This window comes from Achromobacter sp. UBA4530, from assembly GCF_002388205.1.
GTDB lineage: Bacteria > Pseudomonadota > Gammaproteobacteria > Burkholderiales > Burkholderiaceae_B > Achromobacter > Achromobacter animicus.
This window is the reverse complement of sequence record NZ_DGMA01000005.1, coordinates 62,489-78,189: the sequence shown is the minus strand read 5'-3', so window position 1 is coordinate 78,189 and position 15,701 is coordinate 62,489. Positions and strand designations below refer to the sequence as shown.

Sequence of the window (15,701 nt, the reverse complement as noted above, 5' to 3'; positions counted from 1 at the left end):
TCATTTGGTCTTGGGTATTTCGCCGACCCAGATGCGGTCGAACTGCTCGCGGACCCGGCGCGCCCAGTCGTCGATGGCGCTTTGCACGTCGGCGGCGGTGGGCTTGCGGTTTTCCGGCAAATTGCTGCCTGTGACTGCGCCCAACGACGCGATCAGCAATTGGTTGGTGGTGGCATCGCGCGCCGAGGCTTCGATCAGCAGCCGCGCCGACTGGTCGCGCAGGCCTGCAGCCTTGGCAGTCTGGCCCAGCACATAACCAATGGGCACATACTCGCCGGGCCGCGGATCGCGATCGTTGCGGAAGGTGCCGGTGATGGCGGCGCGCAGCCGCACCGAGCGCGGGGCTGGCGCGGAGATCAGTTGATAGCCCGCCTGCGTGAACTCCCGGCGCAGGGCCGCGTTCATGTAGGCCAGCACGCGCTGGCGCATCTCGGCGTCGTCACGGAAGTCCAGCTCGTCCGGCCGGTCGCCCGGAATGTAGGTGACGTCTTCCATGAGCAGCTTCTTGTCGAACTGGCTGCCGATCGGCGGACCTGGCCTGACCCAGATGCGGCCGCCGCTCCAGTTGGGATCCTGCTGAAGCTGGCTTTGCGGTTCGCCGAGCGCGGTGGAATAGTCCTTGGCCTTGGGCAGATTGGTGCAGCCGGCCAGTCCGATGAGCGCGCAGCAGGCCGCGCGCAGTGCGAGGTTGGGCTTCATGGCTTTTTCCCTTGTCAGAAAAACGGCGCCCACGGCAGGCAGGCGCAAAACCGGCACGATCCTTGCTGGAAATTATCTGCCTGAACCGCGGCGCGGCGCGGCAATTTTTTCGCTCGCGCAATGCATCGCTGCGTCGCCGCCACATCATCCATCTGGCCATGCGAAAACGCTGTCTCGCTGGTGTTGGCCAGCGCTACGATTGGCCTGTGCACATAGAAGGGGGAGAGTATCTATGGACACCGCTAACGAATGGTATGCCGCCGTCAAGGAATGGCAGCGGGCACGTGACGAACTGACCGACGCAATCGCTGCAATCCAGTGGCCCAATCCCACGGCAGGGTGCCTGGAAAACTACGACCGCGCTTTCGCGCATGAAACGCAGGCTCGCGAGCGCATGAACGCGGCGTACGGTCGATCCCGGCAATAGCGGCCGGACGGGCACGGGCGGTGTTCCGGGTTTGCGCCGCGTATGGCTCCATGAAAGGCAGGTTGTGTGGCTCTTTCAGTGGTGCCACGCGCGCGGTATGTTGTCGTTTTCCTCCCTACTGATCGCGCCGCTGCCATGTACCTGCCGTCCGCTTTTCGCGAAGATTCGCTGGAAATCCAGCACGAGTTCATCCGCGCCCACCCGCTGGGGGTTGTCTTCACCAGCGGAGAGGGCGGATTGATGGCGAATCACATCCCCTGTCTGCTGTATCCCGAAGGCGAGCATGGCGTCCTGCGCCTGCACGTGGCGCGCGCCAATCCGCAGTTGGCCGAGCTGGCCGCGGGTCGCGAGTGTCTGGTGGCTTTTCATGGCGCGCAGGCGTACATCACGCCGTCCTGGTACGCGACCAAGGCGGAAACGCACAAGGTCGTGCCGACCTGGAACTTCGTGGCCGTGCATGTGTGGGGCACGCCGGTGATCCAGGACGATCCGGCCTGGCTGCGCGCCCAGCTTGAGGCGCTGACCGACAGCCAGGAAAAGGCGCGCGTCCAGCCGTGGCGCTTGGACGAGGCACCCGCCGATTTCATTGCCGCGCAGATGCGCGCCATTATCGGCGTCGAGATCCCCATTGCCCGTATCGAAGGCAAGTGGAAGGTCAGCCAGAACCGCAACGCGGCGGATCGCGAGGGCGTCGCCGAAGGCCTGGTCAGCGAACGCGGCGACGCGGTCATGGCCGGCCTGGTGGCCCGGCGCGGCAAAGGCGCCTGAGGCATCAGGGCGCGCAGCGCTTGGCGTGCGCGCCCCGGCCGGCCGCAAAGCATGCGATGGCCGCGGCTTGCAGCAAGGCGGCCGCAGCCAGGAAGTCGGGAAGCGTCAATCCCGAAGGCTGCAGCCACGTGCGCAGCGCGCCGAATGCCGCGGGCGCAAAGGCATACGCGCCTTGCGACAGCGCGACGATCAGCGGCACCACGCGTGCCGCCTGCTCGCGGGAAAATTCCGTCTGCGCGATCAGCGGCGGCAGCGACGTGGCGTTGCCGATGCCCGACCCGAACAGCACGACGCCCGTCCACAGCGCCCACGCATGGTCGGCGGCCAGCATCAGCACCAGCGATCCCGCAATCTGCACGGCGTATGCCGCGCAGGCTATCTTGCGGCGGTCGGCCCCTGGCGGCATCAGCCAACCGACGAGCGAGCGGCCGGCGATGGCGCTGGCCGTTGCCAGTCCCATCGCCAGGCCTGCCGTCTGCGCACCCAAGATCGGCGCCAGCAGTGACAGCAGGTGCGCGATCAAACCGATCTGGGCGAACAGCCCCAAGGCCATGCCGGCGGCCAGCGTCACGAACGCCCGGTCTTGGCGCAGCTTGATCGCAAGTCTTGGCGTGGGCGGTGCGGCGCTTTCCTGCGCGGCGCGCGATGGGGCGGTGGCCGGGGGCGTGCCGCTAGACTGGATGCCGTCTGACGATGAGCCGTCTGACGATGAGCCGGCCGACGGGACGCCGACCGACGGCACGCCGCCCGACAAATCTCCGTCCGGCGCCTGGCCGATTTGCTGTGGGGTCACCTTGAACACCTTGTGCGACAGCACGGCAATGACGGCGACCATCGCAATGCCAACCCACAGGGCTGCCTGCGCGAAGCCGGCCTGCGCAATCAGGAACACCCATAGCGGCGAAAAGACGATGCCGCCGACGCTGGCGCCGTTGTACGCCATGCCCAGCGCGGCGGGTCGCCGCCGCACGAACCACGGGGCAATCAGCGCGTTGACGGCTGCCGCACCCAGCGTGACCCAGCCCATTCCGCTGACCACTGCGGCGGCATAAAGCTGCCACGGCGCCTGCGCCACCGCCCATCCCGCCACGCCCAGCGCCAACAGCGCCGCGCCGCCTGCGGTCGTACGAGCGACGCCGATGCGCCGGTACAGACGCGGCAGATTGGCCACCACCACCGTGCCCGCCAGAAAATGCAGGGTGACCGCGCCCGACACCAGCCCGACGCTCCAGCCGGTGCGCTGGACGACGGCATGCAGGAAGACCGGCGGCCCGTAAAAGCCGACGCCCCAGCCGAAAATGGCGAGCATGAAGGTGGCGTAGAGGACTTTCCAGCCGAAAAAGGAAGGGGAAGCAGGCATGGGATGGCGTGGATGTTGTTTTCGTTGAGTCGAAGTATGCTTACGTCCTGCACACAACACTTTGGTCCATACCGAATCATGGATTCCGAGTTCGCCGACATCAACCTGTCCGCCGTGGCGGGCGCCATTGCCGATCCCGCGCGGGCGCGCATGCTATGCGTGCTGCTGGACGGCCGCGCGCGCACCGCCACGGAATTGGCCGCGGCCGCCGACATCGGCGCGTCCACGGCCAGCAGCCATTTTCAGCGTCTGCGCGATCAGGGGCTGGTCGAAATGGCCGTGCAGGGCAAGCATCGCTACTATCGGTTGGCGAGCGGCGACGTCGGCCACGCGCTGGAGGCGCTGCTGGTGGTGGCGGGCGCCGACCGCGCCCCATTCAAGCCGACGACGCCTTCCGCGCTGCGCGACAGCCGCACCTGCTACGACCACATGGCCGGCACGCTGGCGGTGCAAATTCACGATGCGATGCTGGCCCGGCACTGGTTGACGCCGGACGGCCGCGACTATCTGCTGACGCCGCTGGGCGAGGCGTCGCTCGCGCAGGTGGGCGTTGATGCCGCGCAAGCGCGCCAGCGCCGCCGCCGCTTTGCCTGCGCGTGCCTGGATTGGAGCGAGCGGCGCTCGCATCTGGGAGGCGCACTGGGCGCCGCGCTGCTCGATGCGCTCTTGGCGCGCGGCTGGATCAGCAAGGATCTGGACTCACGCGCGCTGCGCATCACGGCCAAGGGCGAACGCCAGTTTCCGGCCTTCTTCGGTCTTGCCGGCGACCAGCCCGCCGCCCAAAGGGACGCGCATGCAGCAGCCTGATCGCTTCTTCCGCGCCTCGCCCCATCCATACCGCCCCATACGGCGGTGCACCCGCACACAACCTTTCAAGCCGCGGATGCGGCTTTTTTTACGTCCCGTCCCTCGCGGACAGCTTCTCAACCCTGTACAGGAGGTGGCCTTGCCTACGCTGGCCCTGCACGCGTTCCGTCACGTCATGTCGATCGTGACGGAATTGCGCATCGACGTTAACCATAGTCCCGAAGAAGTGGATAAGGAACTCGATGCCATCCACAACCGCATGAATCGTCCAATGGACCGCCTGCATGGATTGCCGGAGGTCAAGACCGATATCCCTGGCATTGTGCTTCGCTACCGCGAGGCCGACGGCGAGTATTACGTGTATGTGGTGGACGTGCGGCGCGGCCGGCTGGCGGGTTATACCGTCTTCAACCGCCTGATCGAAGTGGGGCGGCGCGCCGATCCCTACGTGCGCGCGCCGCATTCCAAGTACGCCGCCCCTTACCAAGGCATGGGACTGGCCACCGCGGTGTACCGCTGGGCGCTGGATGCGGGTTTGTGCATCCTAAGCGGCGCCCGTCAGTCGGTGGGGGCGCATCGTCTGTGGATGGGGCTGGCGCGCGATTATGTGCTGGGCTTCGTGGACCTGCGCAGCAAGCAGCTCACGTATCTGGGAAGTGAGGTCAGTCCGGCCGTGCGGGACGACCTGCATACCCGCATGATCCTGCTCGGTAAAGGCTGGCGGCTGGACGATTACATGCGCATGACAGGGATGAAAGTGTCCCAGGATGCACTTTCGCAACAGGGCCTAGGGTAAATCCCCGGAAACCGCTGTTGATGCTGCACCGCTAAAGGGCGGTGCAGCCCCGCAAGCCGCGTCCACGCTGACTCTCGGCAAAATGGCCATTTTGATTCCCAGCGGTTGAGAAACGGGGACGCGCTTGCGGCAGCGCAACAGTGTTTCCATTTTCTGCTTGGGTTACAAAACTTATCCGGATTGTCATCGAATCACGGAGTATGCTCGACGGCAGATAGAGGACTACCGAAGTGCATCAGAACAACTTGATCTACAAGGGATACCGCCTCACGGCCAAGGTTTCCCGGGGCAGCGGCGCTATCGAAGTTCCGGCGCAATCCAGCGGCCCTGTCTTCATCGCATCGGTGATGGTCGTGCAGGCAGGCGCCATCCTTGAAGGCGGCGACGAATACCCCGTACCGCAATTTGCCGGCGGTGGCTTTGTCTACAGCCCGCGCGAGGCCGTCCATGCGGCCATTCTGCATGGCCGCGAAATCGTGGACGGCCTGACCAATCTGCCGTCCTGACCCACCTGACTTTTGACGGCTACGTCGAAAACACTTCGCGCCAGTCGCGCGTCTTGGCCAGCGTCTGCACGGTGGCGGACTGCTCCAGGATCGTCACGGCCTTCTTGAATTCCTCGGCCGACGCGCCGTCTTCCAGAATCACCATGCGCGAGTTGCGCGCATCGGCCATCTTCACGTCCGACATCTTGCCGTGAGTCTGATAGACCTGCGTCCAGTCCATCTTCTTGCCCGCCTTCAGGGCGATGGGCTCGATGTAGGTGAGGGCGGTGCTGCCCGCCGCACGCACCGCGTACGCGAAGTCCGCCGTGTGACCGCTGCTGCCCTTGGCGCGCGCGCCCTTGACCATGCGGTTCACGCCCACGCCTTCGGCCAGCGCGCGTCCCACCTGGGCGCGGAAGCGCAGCTGGCTGAAACGTGGCATCCACTTCGCGCACTGAAACGACAGGGCCATCGCCAGCTTTACCGCGTCCCATAGCGCTTCCTGCAACTGCTCATTCGGGCCCGACGCCACGATCGCGCCCGACCGGTCGAAGTGGGCGAGGGTGACGCCCGGCGTCTCGTTCAGGATGTCGATGCGCTTGGCCGCTACCTCGATGCCGAAGCTCGACGCGTGCATCGCGGTCTCACAGGCGTCGGTCAGGTAGAACGACGACTCGTCAGGATGCGCGATGAAAAAGGCGGCGTGCTGGCCGTCAAGGCCCAGCGTCATGGGAGACACGGCGCGGATGGCGTGTTCGCCCGCCGGCAGGACGGTCCAGCCGGAGGCTTCCAGAAAATTGCTCATAGGATCAGTTCGATTTGGCGGCCTTTGAGGGGATGCGCAAAGCCGCCGGCCAGCGTCAGGTTCGCTCGCGGCAGGAAATACTGCATCAGCGCCGCGATGGTGTCCAGCGCGGGCACGACGGGCTCGGCATAACCTTCGCCTTCCTCGACCCAGATGTGCTCATGGCTGCGGTCGGCCAGCGGCTTGCGGTACTGCGGCCGGTCCGCGCCCACCAGGCTGGTGTGAAACGAGTCGTCGGTGTCCACCCCGTACACCCGGTGCGGCCCGACGAACAGGCTGGCACAGAACGCTTCCGTCAGAAAGATGGTGGCCTGGCCGTGCACGGCGGTGCGGGCGCCCCGGTACATGACGCGAAAGATCACGTCTTCGCGCACGTCGCCCTTGATCTTGCAAGGGCTGCTGAACTCCATCCACTGCGCGCTGCCCGCCGCCGGCTTCGGGACCCAGACGATGGGCTTCGCGGTTTCCTTGGGTTCGGCAAGAATCTCTTGCACCTCATCAACGGTGATCAGCGGTTCGAACTTGTTGGCCATGGAAACAGATAAAGGGTCTTGGAGGGCGCGTGGGCAAACCTGCGAGTGGCGTGCGCTGCGCCCGCCGCGCCGCGGAGATAAACACGCGCGCGCAGCATTGCGAGGGGGCGTAATCTTACAAGATGAAGACGGTAGGGGTTGGCTGACTGTATGGATATACAGTCAAGCGGGCGGCCGGCCTGGAATGATGACATGCCGACGCCGGCGTCCAGCGCGAATCTGCCGTCACAGCGATGTCGCACCAAACGTGTCGCACTGCTTGATGCTGCCGCTTTCCAGGCCGCGCTTGAACCACCGCACGCGCTGCGCGGAACTGCCGTGCGTGAAGGCATCGGGCACCACGTAGCCCTGGCTCTGCTTCTGCAGCCGGTCGTCGCCGATGGCGGTGGCCGCTGCCAGCGCTTCTTCGACGTCGCCGCCTTCAAGAATGTTGCGCGCCGCATCGGCGCGCTGCGCCCACAGGCCGGCAAAGCAGTCCGCCTGCAGCTCCAGCCGCACCGACAGCGCATTGGCCTGCGACGGGTTGCGACGGCGCAGTTGGTCAACTTGGTCCGAAATGCCCAGCAGGTGCTGCACATGATGGCCGACTTCATGCGCGATCACATACGCCTGCGCGAAATCGCCCGGCGCCTTGAACCGGTTCTGCAGCTCGTCAAAGAACGACAGGTCTATATAGACCTTGCTGTCGCCAGGGCAGTAGAAGGGCCCCATGGCCGATTGGCCGGTGCCGCAGGCCGTCGGCGTAGCGCCGCGAAAGAGCACCAGCTTGGGTTCGACGTACTGGCGGTTCAGTTCCTTCTGGAAGATGGCATTCCACACGTCCTCGGTTTCGCCCAGCACCTTGGACACGAAGACGGCCTGCGGATCGTTGGCCGGCGGGGCCGTGGCGGGCGCCTGCTCCTGCACCGCCGGCCCCTCGGCCATGTCCAGGACCACGCGGGGATCCACGCCGAAGTACATTGCGACAAGGGCAAGTACTATCGTGCCTATGCCGATGGTGCCGCGGCCCCCGATTCGCGGGCCGCCCGACCGGCGGTCTTCCACATTGTTGCTCTGGCGCGAATTTCCAAGGCGCATATTCGTTCTCCGGGGCGGATCGGCGATACCGCCATTTTGCATCGCCGCGCAATTGAGCGGCCTTCAAGGATGTTAGGATAAACCCATGGCTTTGTACTTCTCCGTTCACCCAGCAAATCCCCAGCCGCGGCTGCTCAAGCAAGCCGCGCAATGGCTTAATGACGGGGGCCTGGTGGCTGTGCCCACCGACTCCAGTTACGCCGTCGTCGCCCGCCTGGACGACAAAAGCGCCGCCGATGGACTGCGCCGCCTGCGCGGACTCGACGAACGCCACCACCTCACGCTTCTATGCCGCGACCTGGCTGAAATCGGCCACTTCGCCCGCGTCGACAACAAGCAGTACCGCCTGCTGAAAGCCGCGACCCCTGGCCCCTGGACCTTCATCCTCGAGGCCACCAAGGAAGTCCCGCGGCGCGTATCGCACCCATCGCGCAAGACCATCGGCATCCGCGTGCCGGATCACGCCGTCCTCCTGGGCTTGCTGGAGCAGGCGGGCTCGCCGCTCCTGTCCACGACGCTCATTCCCAAGGATGAAACCGAGGCGTTGAACGACGCCGAGGAAATCCGCGAGCGCTACGACCACGATCTGGCCGCCATCATCGATGCGGGCGCGTGCCCGCAGGCGCCCACCACGGTGATCGACCTCACGGCCGACGAGCCGGTTGTCGTGCGCCTGGGCCGCGGCGATCCCGCCACGCTCGGACTTGTCTGATTTCACCCCTCGCCTCGATGCACGAGACGTGCCGCGCGCGGGCGTGGCTCATCTACAATCCGGTTCGCCATGAATGACATCATCCAAACCATTGCGGTCTACGCGATACCGGTTATCTTCGCCATCACCCTGCACGAGGCCGCGCACGGCTACGTGGCGCGCATGTTGGGCGATCCGACCGCCTACCAGGCCGGACGGGTCAGCCTGAATCCGGCGCGGCACATCGACCCCGTCGGCACGCTGCTGGTGCCGGTCGCCATCCTGCTGGCCTCCAAGCTCATCGGCGGCTCCATGCTGCTCTTCGGCTGGGCCAAGCCGGTTCCCGTCGACTTCGGCCGCCTGCGCCGCCCCAAAAAGGACATGGCCTGGGTGGCGCTGGCCGGTCCGGCTGCCAATATGTTCATGGCCATCCTGTGGGCGCTGTCGCTGCGCCTGTTCATGGAAAGCGGCCTGCACGAAAGCTTCTGGTTCGAAATGGCGGTGGCGGGCGTCAACGTCAACCTCGTGCTGATGGCGCTGAACTTGCTGCCCATCCTGCCCCTGGACGGCGGACGCATCCTGTTCAGCCTGCTGCCCAATCGTCTGGCCTGGCAATACTCGAAAATCGAGCCGTATGGCTTGATCATCGTCATTGTGCTTTTGGTCACCGATGTGCTCTGGTTATTGATGCAACCGGTGCTCGGGCTGGGAACGACAATCGTTCAGTGGTTTCTGTAAGATTCCCCCCAATATCCGTTAAACTCAGCGGTTTCACTGAATCAGGCCCTGGGGCAATCCCGCCGCGGGGTTTTGGAGCCCGAATCTATGGCATCCCCTGCTACCGCCGCAGGCGTTATTTTCCAGGGCAGCATGGTGGCCCTGGTCACCCCAATGCAACCCGACGGCAGCCTGGACTACGCTGCCTACCGGTCGTTGATCGACTGGCACGTCCAGGAAGGCACCGACGCGCTGGTGGTGGTGGGCACCACCGGGGAGTCGCCCACGGTCTCCATGGAAGAACACGCGGAACTGATCCGCGTTGCCGTCGAACACGCCGCCGGCCGCATTCCGGTCATTGCTGGCGTGGGCGCCAACTCCACCGACGAAGCCATCCACCTGACGCGCCACGCCAAGGCGGTCGGCGCCCACGCGGGCTTGTCGGTCGTGCCTTACTACAACAAGCCGTCGCAAGAAGGCCTGTACCGCCACTTCCGCACCATCGCGGAAGCCGTCGACCTGCCCACCATCCTGTACAACGTGCCGGGCCGTACCGTTGCCGACATGAGCAACGACACGATCCTGCGTCTGGCGCAGGTGCCGGGCATCATCGGCATCAAGGACGCCACTGGCGACATCGCCCGCGGCGGCCTGCTCCTCCGCGAGGCGCCTGCCAGCTTCCAGGTCTTCAGCGGCGACGATCCCACCGCGGCCGCTCTTATCCTGCTGGGCGCGCGCGGCAACATTTCCGTCACGGCCAACGTGGCGCCCAAGCTCATGCGCGACCTCTGTGCCGCCGCCCTGGCGGGCGACGTGCCGAAGGTCCGTGAACTTAACGCGTTCCTGGCGCGTCTGAACAAGGCTTTGTTCGTTGAAGCCAACCCCATCCCCGTCAAGTGGGCGTTGGCCGAAATGGGCCGCAGCGCGCTTGGCTACCGACTGCCACTGGTCGAACTGAGCGCGCCGCATCACGCAACGGTGCGCAACGCGCTCCAGGAAACGGGACTGCTCTAAATATCGTGAGGAAACGTATGAACAAGCGTCATGCCGGTTTGTCGGCATTGATGTCTCTGGTGTTGCTGGCCGGGTGCTCCGAGGTCAACCAATTCCTGGGCAATGAAGAATCGGTCGACTACAAGAGCGCAGTGAACCAACGCGGAGAGCCCCTGAGCATTCCGCCCGACCTGACGCAAGCCAACAGCGACCCCCGCTACCGCGCGCCGGCATCCGGCTCCACCACCTTCTCTGAGTTCCAGCAGCAAGGCGTGGCCCAGGCCAGCGCCCCGAAGACCAGCAACGTGCTGCCCAGCCGCTCCGACATGCGTGTCGAGCGCGACGGCGACCTGCGCTGGCTCGTGGTGGACCGTCCGCCCGAGCAGGTCTTCCCCCGCCTGATCGACTTCTGGACCGAAAGCGGCTTTACCGTCGCCACCAACAACCCTGGTGCCGGCCTGATCGAAACGGACTGGGCCGAGAACCGCGCCAAGATCCCGGAAAGCTGGCTTCGCCAAGCCCTGGGCGCCGTGCTGGAAACGGCCTGGGATAGCGGCGAGCGCGAAAAATTCCGCACCCGCGTCGAACGCGTCAACGGCCACACCGAAATCTACGTCAGCCACCGCCAGATGCTTGAGAAGCGCGTCGGTTCCGACGGCGCCCAGGTGCAGTGGCAGAACGGCAAGGAAGACCCCGGCCTGAACGCCGCCATGCTGGCGCGCATGATGGTCTACCTGGGCACCGACGTCGACAACGCCCGCAGGCTGGTGCAGCAGGCGGAAGCCTCGCCGCAGCGTCCGGCTGTTCAGCAGGACGTCCGCGCGCAGGGCGCGTCGCTCATCGTCAGCGAATCCTTCGACCGCGCCTGGCGCCGTGTCGGCGTGGCGCTTGACGGCGGCGGCTTCGCCGTCGAAGACCGCGACCGTTCGGCTGGCGACTACTTCGTTCGCTATGTCGACACGGACACCGGCGAAAAGATGGAACAGCCCGGCTTCTTCAGCCGCATGTTCTCCGGCGACAAGAAGGCGCAGGCGCCCCAGTACCGCATCCACCTGGTGGGCAACGGCGAACAGACCACCGTCTCGGTACTGGACGCCAACGGTTCGCCTGACAACAGCCCGACGGCGCAGCGCCTGCTGAGCGTCCTGAAGGACAAGATGTAATTGAAACGACCTCGCCGCGCACGCTCAGCGTGCCGCGGCAAGGCACAAAAAAACCCTGGCATGACATGCCAGGGTTTTTTTTGCGTCTTTCAGGGCGGGGGTTCGTGCCTGAAGATTTACGACGCGGGGGTGGTCGAGCCGCCCGGGGTGGTCGAACCAGAGCCGGGCGTCGTGCCAGGGGTCGGCGCGGGCGATGCCGGCGGCGTGCCGCCAGGAGCGGGCGTGGTCGCGCCGGGAGTGGGGTTAGCCGCCGGTGCCGGGGCATCTTCCTTCTTGTTGCAAGCGCTGAGCGCGACGGCCAGCACCGAGGCAATAATCAAGGTTTTGCTCATCATTATTTGAACTCCTGTAGATGACGACTCTTGAAACCCCGTTAGGGGAAACCAGAATTCAGGCTACAGGAAGGTTCATGCCGATCGCGTGTGAAAGTTAAAGCGGTGGCATCCCAAAAGCAACAAACCTTTCAGCTTGGTGTTATCTCTTTCTTGATGTGACCCGGCTTACAGACCTGATTTCTTTCTGTGCGACACGGATACTTTCAGGTTTCCAGATACTACTCGGGGCGGTAATGAATCCAACCCGAGTCCAGCCAATCCGCCAGGCAGGCGCGCGCTTCCTCTGACAGACGGGCGCAAGCGGGATGCGCACAATCCAGGCTACGCGCATCGGCCAAGAGGCGCAACGCCACGTCGGCGGGCGTCATGGCCGTTTCCCCGTTAATGAAAAGCTGCTTGCCGCGATACAGCATGCGGCTGCGACGATCCAACACCAGGCGGCCGGACGCGGGCCAATCTTCTTCCAGATCGACATCCAACCCCTCGGGCGCATCGAACACGCTGAGGTTGCTGGGCTCGGTCAGCCAGCAGCCCAGGAAGCGCGATGCCAGGGCATCGTCAAAACGCAGCTTTTCGACCGTTTCCAGCGTGGCGGCCACCAGTCCGTCCGGCAGCGCCGCGGGCGTGTCCACCGCCGGCTGGCCCGGGTCACGGTAGACCGCCGACAGCTTGGGGCCGGGCAGGGCGGGTTCGCCATAGGGACCGCCCAGAAGGCCCACGCGAGCCATCACCTGGTCCGCAGCGGCTTCAAGGAGGCCGCGCGCCAATGTTGCCTGCGTCGGCGCCCGGAAACCGATGGAGATCGTCATGCAGCCGTCTCCCATGGCAATGCCGTCATGCGCGGCCTGCGGCGGCAGGTACAGCATGTCGCCCGGCGCCAGCACCGCCTTTTCCTCGGGCTGGAAGTTGCTCAGGATCTTGAGCGGCAGACCCGGCTCCAGCGACAGGTCCTTCTGGCGGCCGTAGCTCCATTCGCGCTCGCCCGCGGCCTGCAGCAGAAACACGTCGTAGCTGTCGAAATGCGGACCGACGCCGCCGCCGTGGCTGGCGACGCTGATCATCACATCGTCCAGGCGCGCGTCCGGAATGAAGCGGAACAAGGCCATCAGCTCGGCCGCGGCATCGCTATGCAGGTCCACGCTCTGCACCAGCAGCGTCCAATCACCCTCGTTATCCTTGGGCAGGCGCGCGAAGGGGCCGTTTTCCATCTGCCATTCGCCGTTCTCGCGCCAGATCAGACGCGACTCCACGTCGTCGCGGCGCGCGAGCTTCTTGATGGCCGCGATGGTGACGGGCGGCTTGAAAGCCGGAATAGCCTGGCGGATCAGCAGCGGCTTCTTCTGCCAGTAACGGCGCATGAAGTCGTTGGGGCTTTGATTGCCCAGGAGCGGCAGCGGGTGGTCGAGGTTCATTGGAGGTGCTTCTTCAAGCGGTAAAGGGCATCCAGCGCTTCGCGCGGGGTGAGGCTGTCGGGGTCAATGGCGGAAAGCTCCTCGCGCAGCGAGTCCAGCGCTTCGATGGCGTCCGAACGTTCGGCTTTGGCGTACGCCTGCGCGTCGGCCTCGGCGGCGGCCGAGAACAGGCCGAGCTGCGGCGTCGGGGCGCCTTGCGCTTCCAGGCGTTCAAGTTCGCGTGTCGCCTGGCGGATGACCGCGGCGGGCACGCCCGCGCGCTGCGCCACCTGAATCCCATAGCTGCGGCTGGCCGGACCTTCGCGCACTTCGTGCAGGAACACGATGCCGCTTGCCGATTCCGCGGCGGCCAGGTGCACGTTGGCCGCCGTGGCCTGCTCGGCGGGCAGACGCGTCAATTCAAAATAGTGCGTGGCAAACAGCGTCAGCGCGCGGTTGTGCGACAAGAGGCGGCAGGCGATGGCCCACGCAAGCGCCAGGCCGTCATAGGTAGACGTGCCGCGGCCGATCTCGTCCATCAGCACCAGACTGTTGGGCGTGCTGGCCGACAGAATGGCCGCGGCCTCCGTCATCTCCATCATGAAGGTCGAGCGTCCGCCCGCCAGATCGTCGGCCGCGCCGATGCGCGTGAAGATGCGATCGATCTTCCCGATCCGGGCACGCGACGCAGGCACAAAGCTGCCAATGCGCGCCAGCAGCACTATCAACGCCACCTGCCGCATGTACGTCGACTTACCGCCCATGTTCGGGCCGGTGATCAACAGCATGCGCCGCGCCGGATCCAGGCGGCAGCCGTTCGGCGTAAAGCGTTCGATGGCGCGCTCCACCACCGGGTGGCGGCCGGCGTCGATGTCAATGTCGGCCTGCTCGGACAGTTCGGGCGCGACCCAGTCGTGACGCTGCGCGTGCTCGGCCAGGGCGGCCAGCGTGTCCAGTTCGGCCAGCGCTGCGGCGCAGTCCGACAACGGGCGCACGTGTTCGGCCAACACGTCGAGCAATTGCTCGAACAGCCATTTTTCGCGGGCCAGCGAGCGGTCCTGCGCGGACAGCACCTTGTCTTCCCAGGTCTTGAGCTCGGGGGTGATGTAGCGTTCGGCGTTCTTGAGCGTCTGGCGGCGGCGGTAGTCTTCCGGCACCTTGGCCGTCTGGCCCTTGGTGACCTCGATATAGAAGCCATGCACGCGATTGAACTCCACGCGCAGATTGCTGATGCCGGTGCGCTCGCGCTCGCGGACTTCGAGCTGGACCAGGAAGTCGCCGCCATCGGCGGCCAGTCCACGCAATTCGTCCAGTTCCGCATCAAAGCCGGCTGCCAGCACACCGCCATCTCGGATCGCCACGGCCGGCTCGGGGGCAATGGCGCGCACCAGCAGCGCGGCCAGCGCGGGATCCACCGATAGGTGGGAGATCAGTTCGCCGATGCGCGGCGAGGCCGACATGGGCTCGACAAGATCGGCCAGCGCCGGCAGGGCCTGCAGCGCATCGCGCAAGCTGGCCAGTTCGCGCGGGCGCACGGACCGCAGCGCCAGTCGCGCCGCGATGCGTTCGATATCGGGAAAGGCGTTCAAGGAGGCACGCAGGGCTTCCAGCAGTCCCGCCGAGCCGAAGGTCTGCTCGACGTCCATGCGCCCGGCCAGCAGCGCCGAAATGGCCTGCTGACGCGCCAGCGCCTGGTCGTTTTCACGCAAGGGGTGATGCAGCCAGCGGCGCAGGAGACGGCTACCCATCGGCGTGCGGCAACCGTCCAGCAACGAGAACAGCGTGGGCGAGTCTTCGCCCGACAGCGTCTGCGTCAGTTCCAGATTGCGGCGCGTGACCGGGTCCAGCAGCACGAACTGCCCGGGCCGCTCGGCCGACAGGCTCTGCACGTGCGCCAACGCCTGCGACTGCGTACGCGCTGCATAACGCAGCAGGGCGCCCGCCGCGCAGATGCCGGCTGGCATGTCTTCAATATCAAAGCCTGCCAACGTGTCCGTCTTGAAATGCGCCAGCAGATGCGCACGGGCGCCGTCGCTTTCGAAGTGCCAATCCGGCACCCGGGAACGCGCGCCCTCGAACGGAAAATCGAACTCCGCGCTGTCGGCGCAAACGATCTCCGCCGGCGCGATGCGGTGCAGTTCGGATTCCAGTTGAGCCGGCGCACATTCGGTCACCCGGAACTCGCCACTGGCCAGATTCAGCCAGGCCAGCCCGGCACGCGGCGCGCGCGCGCTGCCGCTGACGAAAATGGCCGCCAGCGCGCGGTCCGCCTTGGCGGGCAGCAGGGCGTCATCGGTCAACGTGCCGGGGGTCACGATGCGCACGATACGGCGCTCGACCGGGCCCTTCGAGGCGGCGGGATCGCCGATCTGTTCGCAGATGGCGATGGACTCGCCCATCGCGACGAGCCGCGCCAGGTATTGCTCCATGGCATGCACAGGCAGCCCGGCCATGGGGATGGGCACGCCGTTGGACGAGCCCCGCTTGGTCAACGTGAGGTTAAGCAACCGCGCGCCGCGCTCGGCGTCTTCGTAGAACATTTCATAGAAGTCGCCCATGCGATAGAACAGCAGCAACGGCCCGGCCTCGGCTTTGAGGCGCAGGTACTGTTGCATCATGGGAGTATGTTGTGAATCAATGACTTGCGACATGCT

Annotated in this window: 17 protein-coding genes; 9 read left to right on the top strand and 8 right to left on the bottom strand. The window is 65.6% G+C overall.

The genetic code is table 11. From position 1 onward, the window contains the following. Positions 1-699, bottom strand: coding sequence for a DUF3313 domain-containing protein (locus B2W22_RS03360; protein ID WP_175138635.1), 699 nt, complete (start codon positions 697-699; stop codon positions 1-3). A gap of 232 nt (positions 700-931) precedes the next feature. Between B2W22_RS03360 and B2W22_RS03355 the strand changes: the two genes are divergently transcribed. Further along, positions 932-1,126, top strand: a complete 195-nt coding sequence (locus tag B2W22_RS03355; protein ID WP_175124291.1) for a hypothetical protein — start codon at positions 932-934, stop codon at positions 1,124-1,126. A 135-nt stretch (positions 1,127-1,261) separates the two neighbouring features. Continuing rightward, positions 1,262-1,894: an FMN-binding negative transcriptional regulator gene (locus B2W22_RS03350; protein WP_286936186.1), complete on the top strand. Its 633-nt coding sequence runs from the start codon at positions 1,262-1,264 to the stop codon at positions 1,892-1,894. A 4-nt stretch (positions 1,895-1,898) separates the two neighbouring features. Here B2W22_RS03350 and B2W22_RS03345 read toward each other — a convergent pair whose 3' ends face one another. After that, the gene (locus B2W22_RS03345; RefSeq protein ID WP_286936185.1) at positions 1,899-3,254 is read right to left on the bottom strand and encodes an MFS transporter; all 1,356 of its coding nucleotides are present in this window, start codon (positions 3,252-3,254) and stop codon (positions 1,899-1,901) included. 78 nt (positions 3,255-3,332) lie between these two features. Here B2W22_RS03345 and B2W22_RS03340 point away from each other — a divergent pair, with 78 nt between their 5' ends. The 3 genes from B2W22_RS03340 (at position 3,333) to B2W22_RS03330 (ending at position 5,363) form a co-directional block, all read left to right on the top strand. Beyond that, positions 3,333-4,061 carry an ArsR/SmtB family transcription factor gene (locus tag B2W22_RS03340; RefSeq protein WP_286936184.1) on the top strand — a complete coding sequence of 243 codons (729 nt, stop codon included), beginning with the start codon at positions 3,333-3,335 and terminating at the stop codon, positions 4,059-4,061. Positions 4,062-4,200: 139 nt separating this feature from the next. Further along, on the top strand, positions 4,201-4,857 hold the full coding sequence (locus B2W22_RS03335; RefSeq protein WP_254595007.1) for an N-acetyltransferase: 657 nt from the start codon (positions 4,201-4,203) through the stop codon (positions 4,855-4,857). 230 nt (positions 4,858-5,087) lie between these two features. Next, positions 5,088-5,363 carry a hypothetical protein gene (locus B2W22_RS03330; RefSeq protein ID WP_175124287.1) on the top strand — a complete coding sequence of 92 codons (276 nt, stop codon included), beginning with the start codon at positions 5,088-5,090 and terminating at the stop codon, positions 5,361-5,363. Positions 5,364-5,382: 19 nt separating this feature from the next. Here B2W22_RS03330 and B2W22_RS03325 read toward each other — a convergent pair whose 3' ends face one another. From B2W22_RS03325 to ypfJ, 3 genes are all read right to left on the bottom strand, one after another. Further along, entirely contained in the window at positions 5,383-6,147 is a 765-nt protein-coding gene (locus B2W22_RS03325) for a DUF1828 domain-containing protein (RefSeq protein WP_175124286.1), read from the bottom strand. Continuing rightward, a complete protein-coding gene (locus B2W22_RS03320; protein ID WP_175124285.1) occupies positions 6,144-6,680 on the bottom strand; it encodes a hypothetical protein in 537 nt (178 codons plus the stop codon). The genes B2W22_RS03325 and B2W22_RS03320 overlap by 4 nt, the downstream gene beginning before the upstream one ends. A gap of 225 nt (positions 6,681-6,905) precedes the next feature. Next, the gene (gene ypfJ / locus B2W22_RS03315; protein WP_175124284.1) at positions 6,906-7,757 is read right to left on the bottom strand and encodes a KPN_02809 family neutral zinc metallopeptidase; all 852 of its coding nucleotides are present in this window, start codon (positions 7,755-7,757) and stop codon (positions 6,906-6,908) included. An 85-nt stretch (positions 7,758-7,842) separates the two neighbouring features. Between ypfJ and B2W22_RS03310 the strand changes: the two genes are divergently transcribed. From B2W22_RS03310 to bamC, 4 genes are all read left to right on the top strand, one after another. Next, the gene (locus tag B2W22_RS03310; protein ID WP_175124283.1) at positions 7,843-8,469 is read left to right on the top strand and encodes an L-threonylcarbamoyladenylate synthase; all 627 of its coding nucleotides are present in this window, start codon (positions 7,843-7,845) and stop codon (positions 8,467-8,469) included. 69 nt (positions 8,470-8,538) lie between these two features. Continuing rightward, the gene (locus tag B2W22_RS03305) at positions 8,539-9,186 is read left to right on the top strand and encodes a site-2 protease family protein (protein ID WP_175124282.1); all 648 of its coding nucleotides are present in this window, start codon (positions 8,539-8,541) and stop codon (positions 9,184-9,186) included. Between the two features lie 87 nt (positions 9,187-9,273). Next, a complete protein-coding gene (gene dapA, locus B2W22_RS03300; protein ID WP_175185696.1) occupies positions 9,274-10,179 on the top strand; it encodes a 4-hydroxy-tetrahydrodipicolinate synthase in 906 nt (301 codons plus the stop codon). A gap of 17 nt (positions 10,180-10,196) precedes the next feature. Further along, positions 10,197-11,321 (top strand): outer membrane protein assembly factor BamC, encoded by a 1,125-nt coding sequence (gene bamC / locus B2W22_RS03295; protein WP_175124280.1) that lies wholly within the window; start codon positions 10,197-10,199, stop codon positions 11,319-11,321. 116 nt (positions 11,322-11,437) lie between these two features. On the opposite strand, the gene B2W22_RS03290 is transcribed toward bamC, so the two are convergent. From B2W22_RS03290 to mutS, 3 genes are all read right to left on the bottom strand, one after another. Next, complete coding sequence (locus B2W22_RS03290) at positions 11,438-11,656, bottom strand: endopeptidase (RefSeq protein ID WP_175185695.1); 219 nt, start codon at positions 11,654-11,656, stop codon at positions 11,438-11,440. A 218-nt stretch (positions 11,657-11,874) separates the two neighbouring features. Further along, positions 11,875-13,068, bottom strand: a complete 1,194-nt coding sequence (locus tag B2W22_RS03285) for a cupin domain-containing protein (RefSeq protein ID WP_175124278.1) — start codon at positions 13,066-13,068, stop codon at positions 11,875-11,877. Further along, positions 13,065-15,698, bottom strand: a complete 2,634-nt coding sequence (mutS, locus tag B2W22_RS03280) for a DNA mismatch repair protein MutS (protein WP_414631935.1) — start codon at positions 15,696-15,698, stop codon at positions 13,065-13,067. Before mutS ends, B2W22_RS03285 begins: the two co-directional genes overlap by 4 nt. Positions 15,699-15,701: the final 3 nt, after the last annotated feature.

Excerpts from the sequence above, each read along its gene's own strand:
- B2W22_RS03305 (WP_175124282.1), top strand. The coding sequence starts at position 8,539 with ATGAATGACATCATCCAAACCATTGCGGTCTACGCGATACCGGTTATC.
- B2W22_RS03290 (WP_175185695.1), bottom strand. The coding sequence starts at position 11,656 with ATGATGAGCAAAACCTTGATTATTGCCTCGGTGCTGGCCGTCGCGCTC.
- B2W22_RS03345 (WP_286936185.1), bottom strand. The coding sequence starts at position 3,254 with ATGCCTGCTTCCCCTTCCTTTTTCGGCTGGAAAGTCCTCTACGCCACC.
- B2W22_RS03340 (WP_286936184.1), top strand. The coding sequence starts at position 3,333 with ATGGATTCCGAGTTCGCCGACATCAACCTGTCCGCCGTGGCGGGCGCC.
- ypfJ (WP_175124284.1), bottom strand. The coding sequence starts at position 7,757 with ATGCGCCTTGGAAATTCGCGCCAGAGCAACAATGTGGAAGACCGCCGG.
- B2W22_RS03350 (WP_286936186.1), top strand. The coding sequence starts at position 1,262 with ATGTACCTGCCGTCCGCTTTTCGCGAAGATTCGCTGGAAATCCAGCAC.
- B2W22_RS03360 (WP_175138635.1), bottom strand. The coding sequence starts at position 699 with ATGAAGCCCAACCTCGCACTGCGCGCGGCCTGCTGCGCGCTCATCGGA.
- B2W22_RS03320 (WP_175124285.1), bottom strand. The coding sequence starts at position 6,680 with ATGGCCAACAAGTTCGAACCGCTGATCACCGTTGATGAGGTGCAAGAG.
- bamC (WP_175124280.1), top strand. The coding sequence starts at position 10,197 with ATGAACAAGCGTCATGCCGGTTTGTCGGCATTGATGTCTCTGGTGTTG.
- dapA (WP_175185696.1), top strand. The coding sequence starts at position 9,274 with ATGGCATCCCCTGCTACCGCCGCAGGCGTTATTTTCCAGGGCAGCATG.
- B2W22_RS03310 (WP_175124283.1), top strand. The coding sequence starts at position 7,843 with ATGGCTTTGTACTTCTCCGTTCACCCAGCAAATCCCCAGCCGCGGCTG.
- B2W22_RS03285 (WP_175124278.1), bottom strand. The coding sequence starts at position 13,068 with ATGAACCTCGACCACCCGCTGCCGCTCCTGGGCAATCAAAGCCCCAAC.
- B2W22_RS03355 (WP_175124291.1), top strand. The coding sequence starts at position 932 with ATGGACACCGCTAACGAATGGTATGCCGCCGTCAAGGAATGGCAGCGG.
- B2W22_RS03325 (WP_175124286.1), bottom strand. The coding sequence starts at position 6,147 with ATGAGCAATTTTCTGGAAGCCTCCGGCTGGACCGTCCTGCCGGCGGGC.
- mutS (WP_414631935.1), bottom strand. The coding sequence starts at position 15,698 with ATGTCGCAAGTCATTGATTCACAACATACTCCCATGATGCAACAGTAC.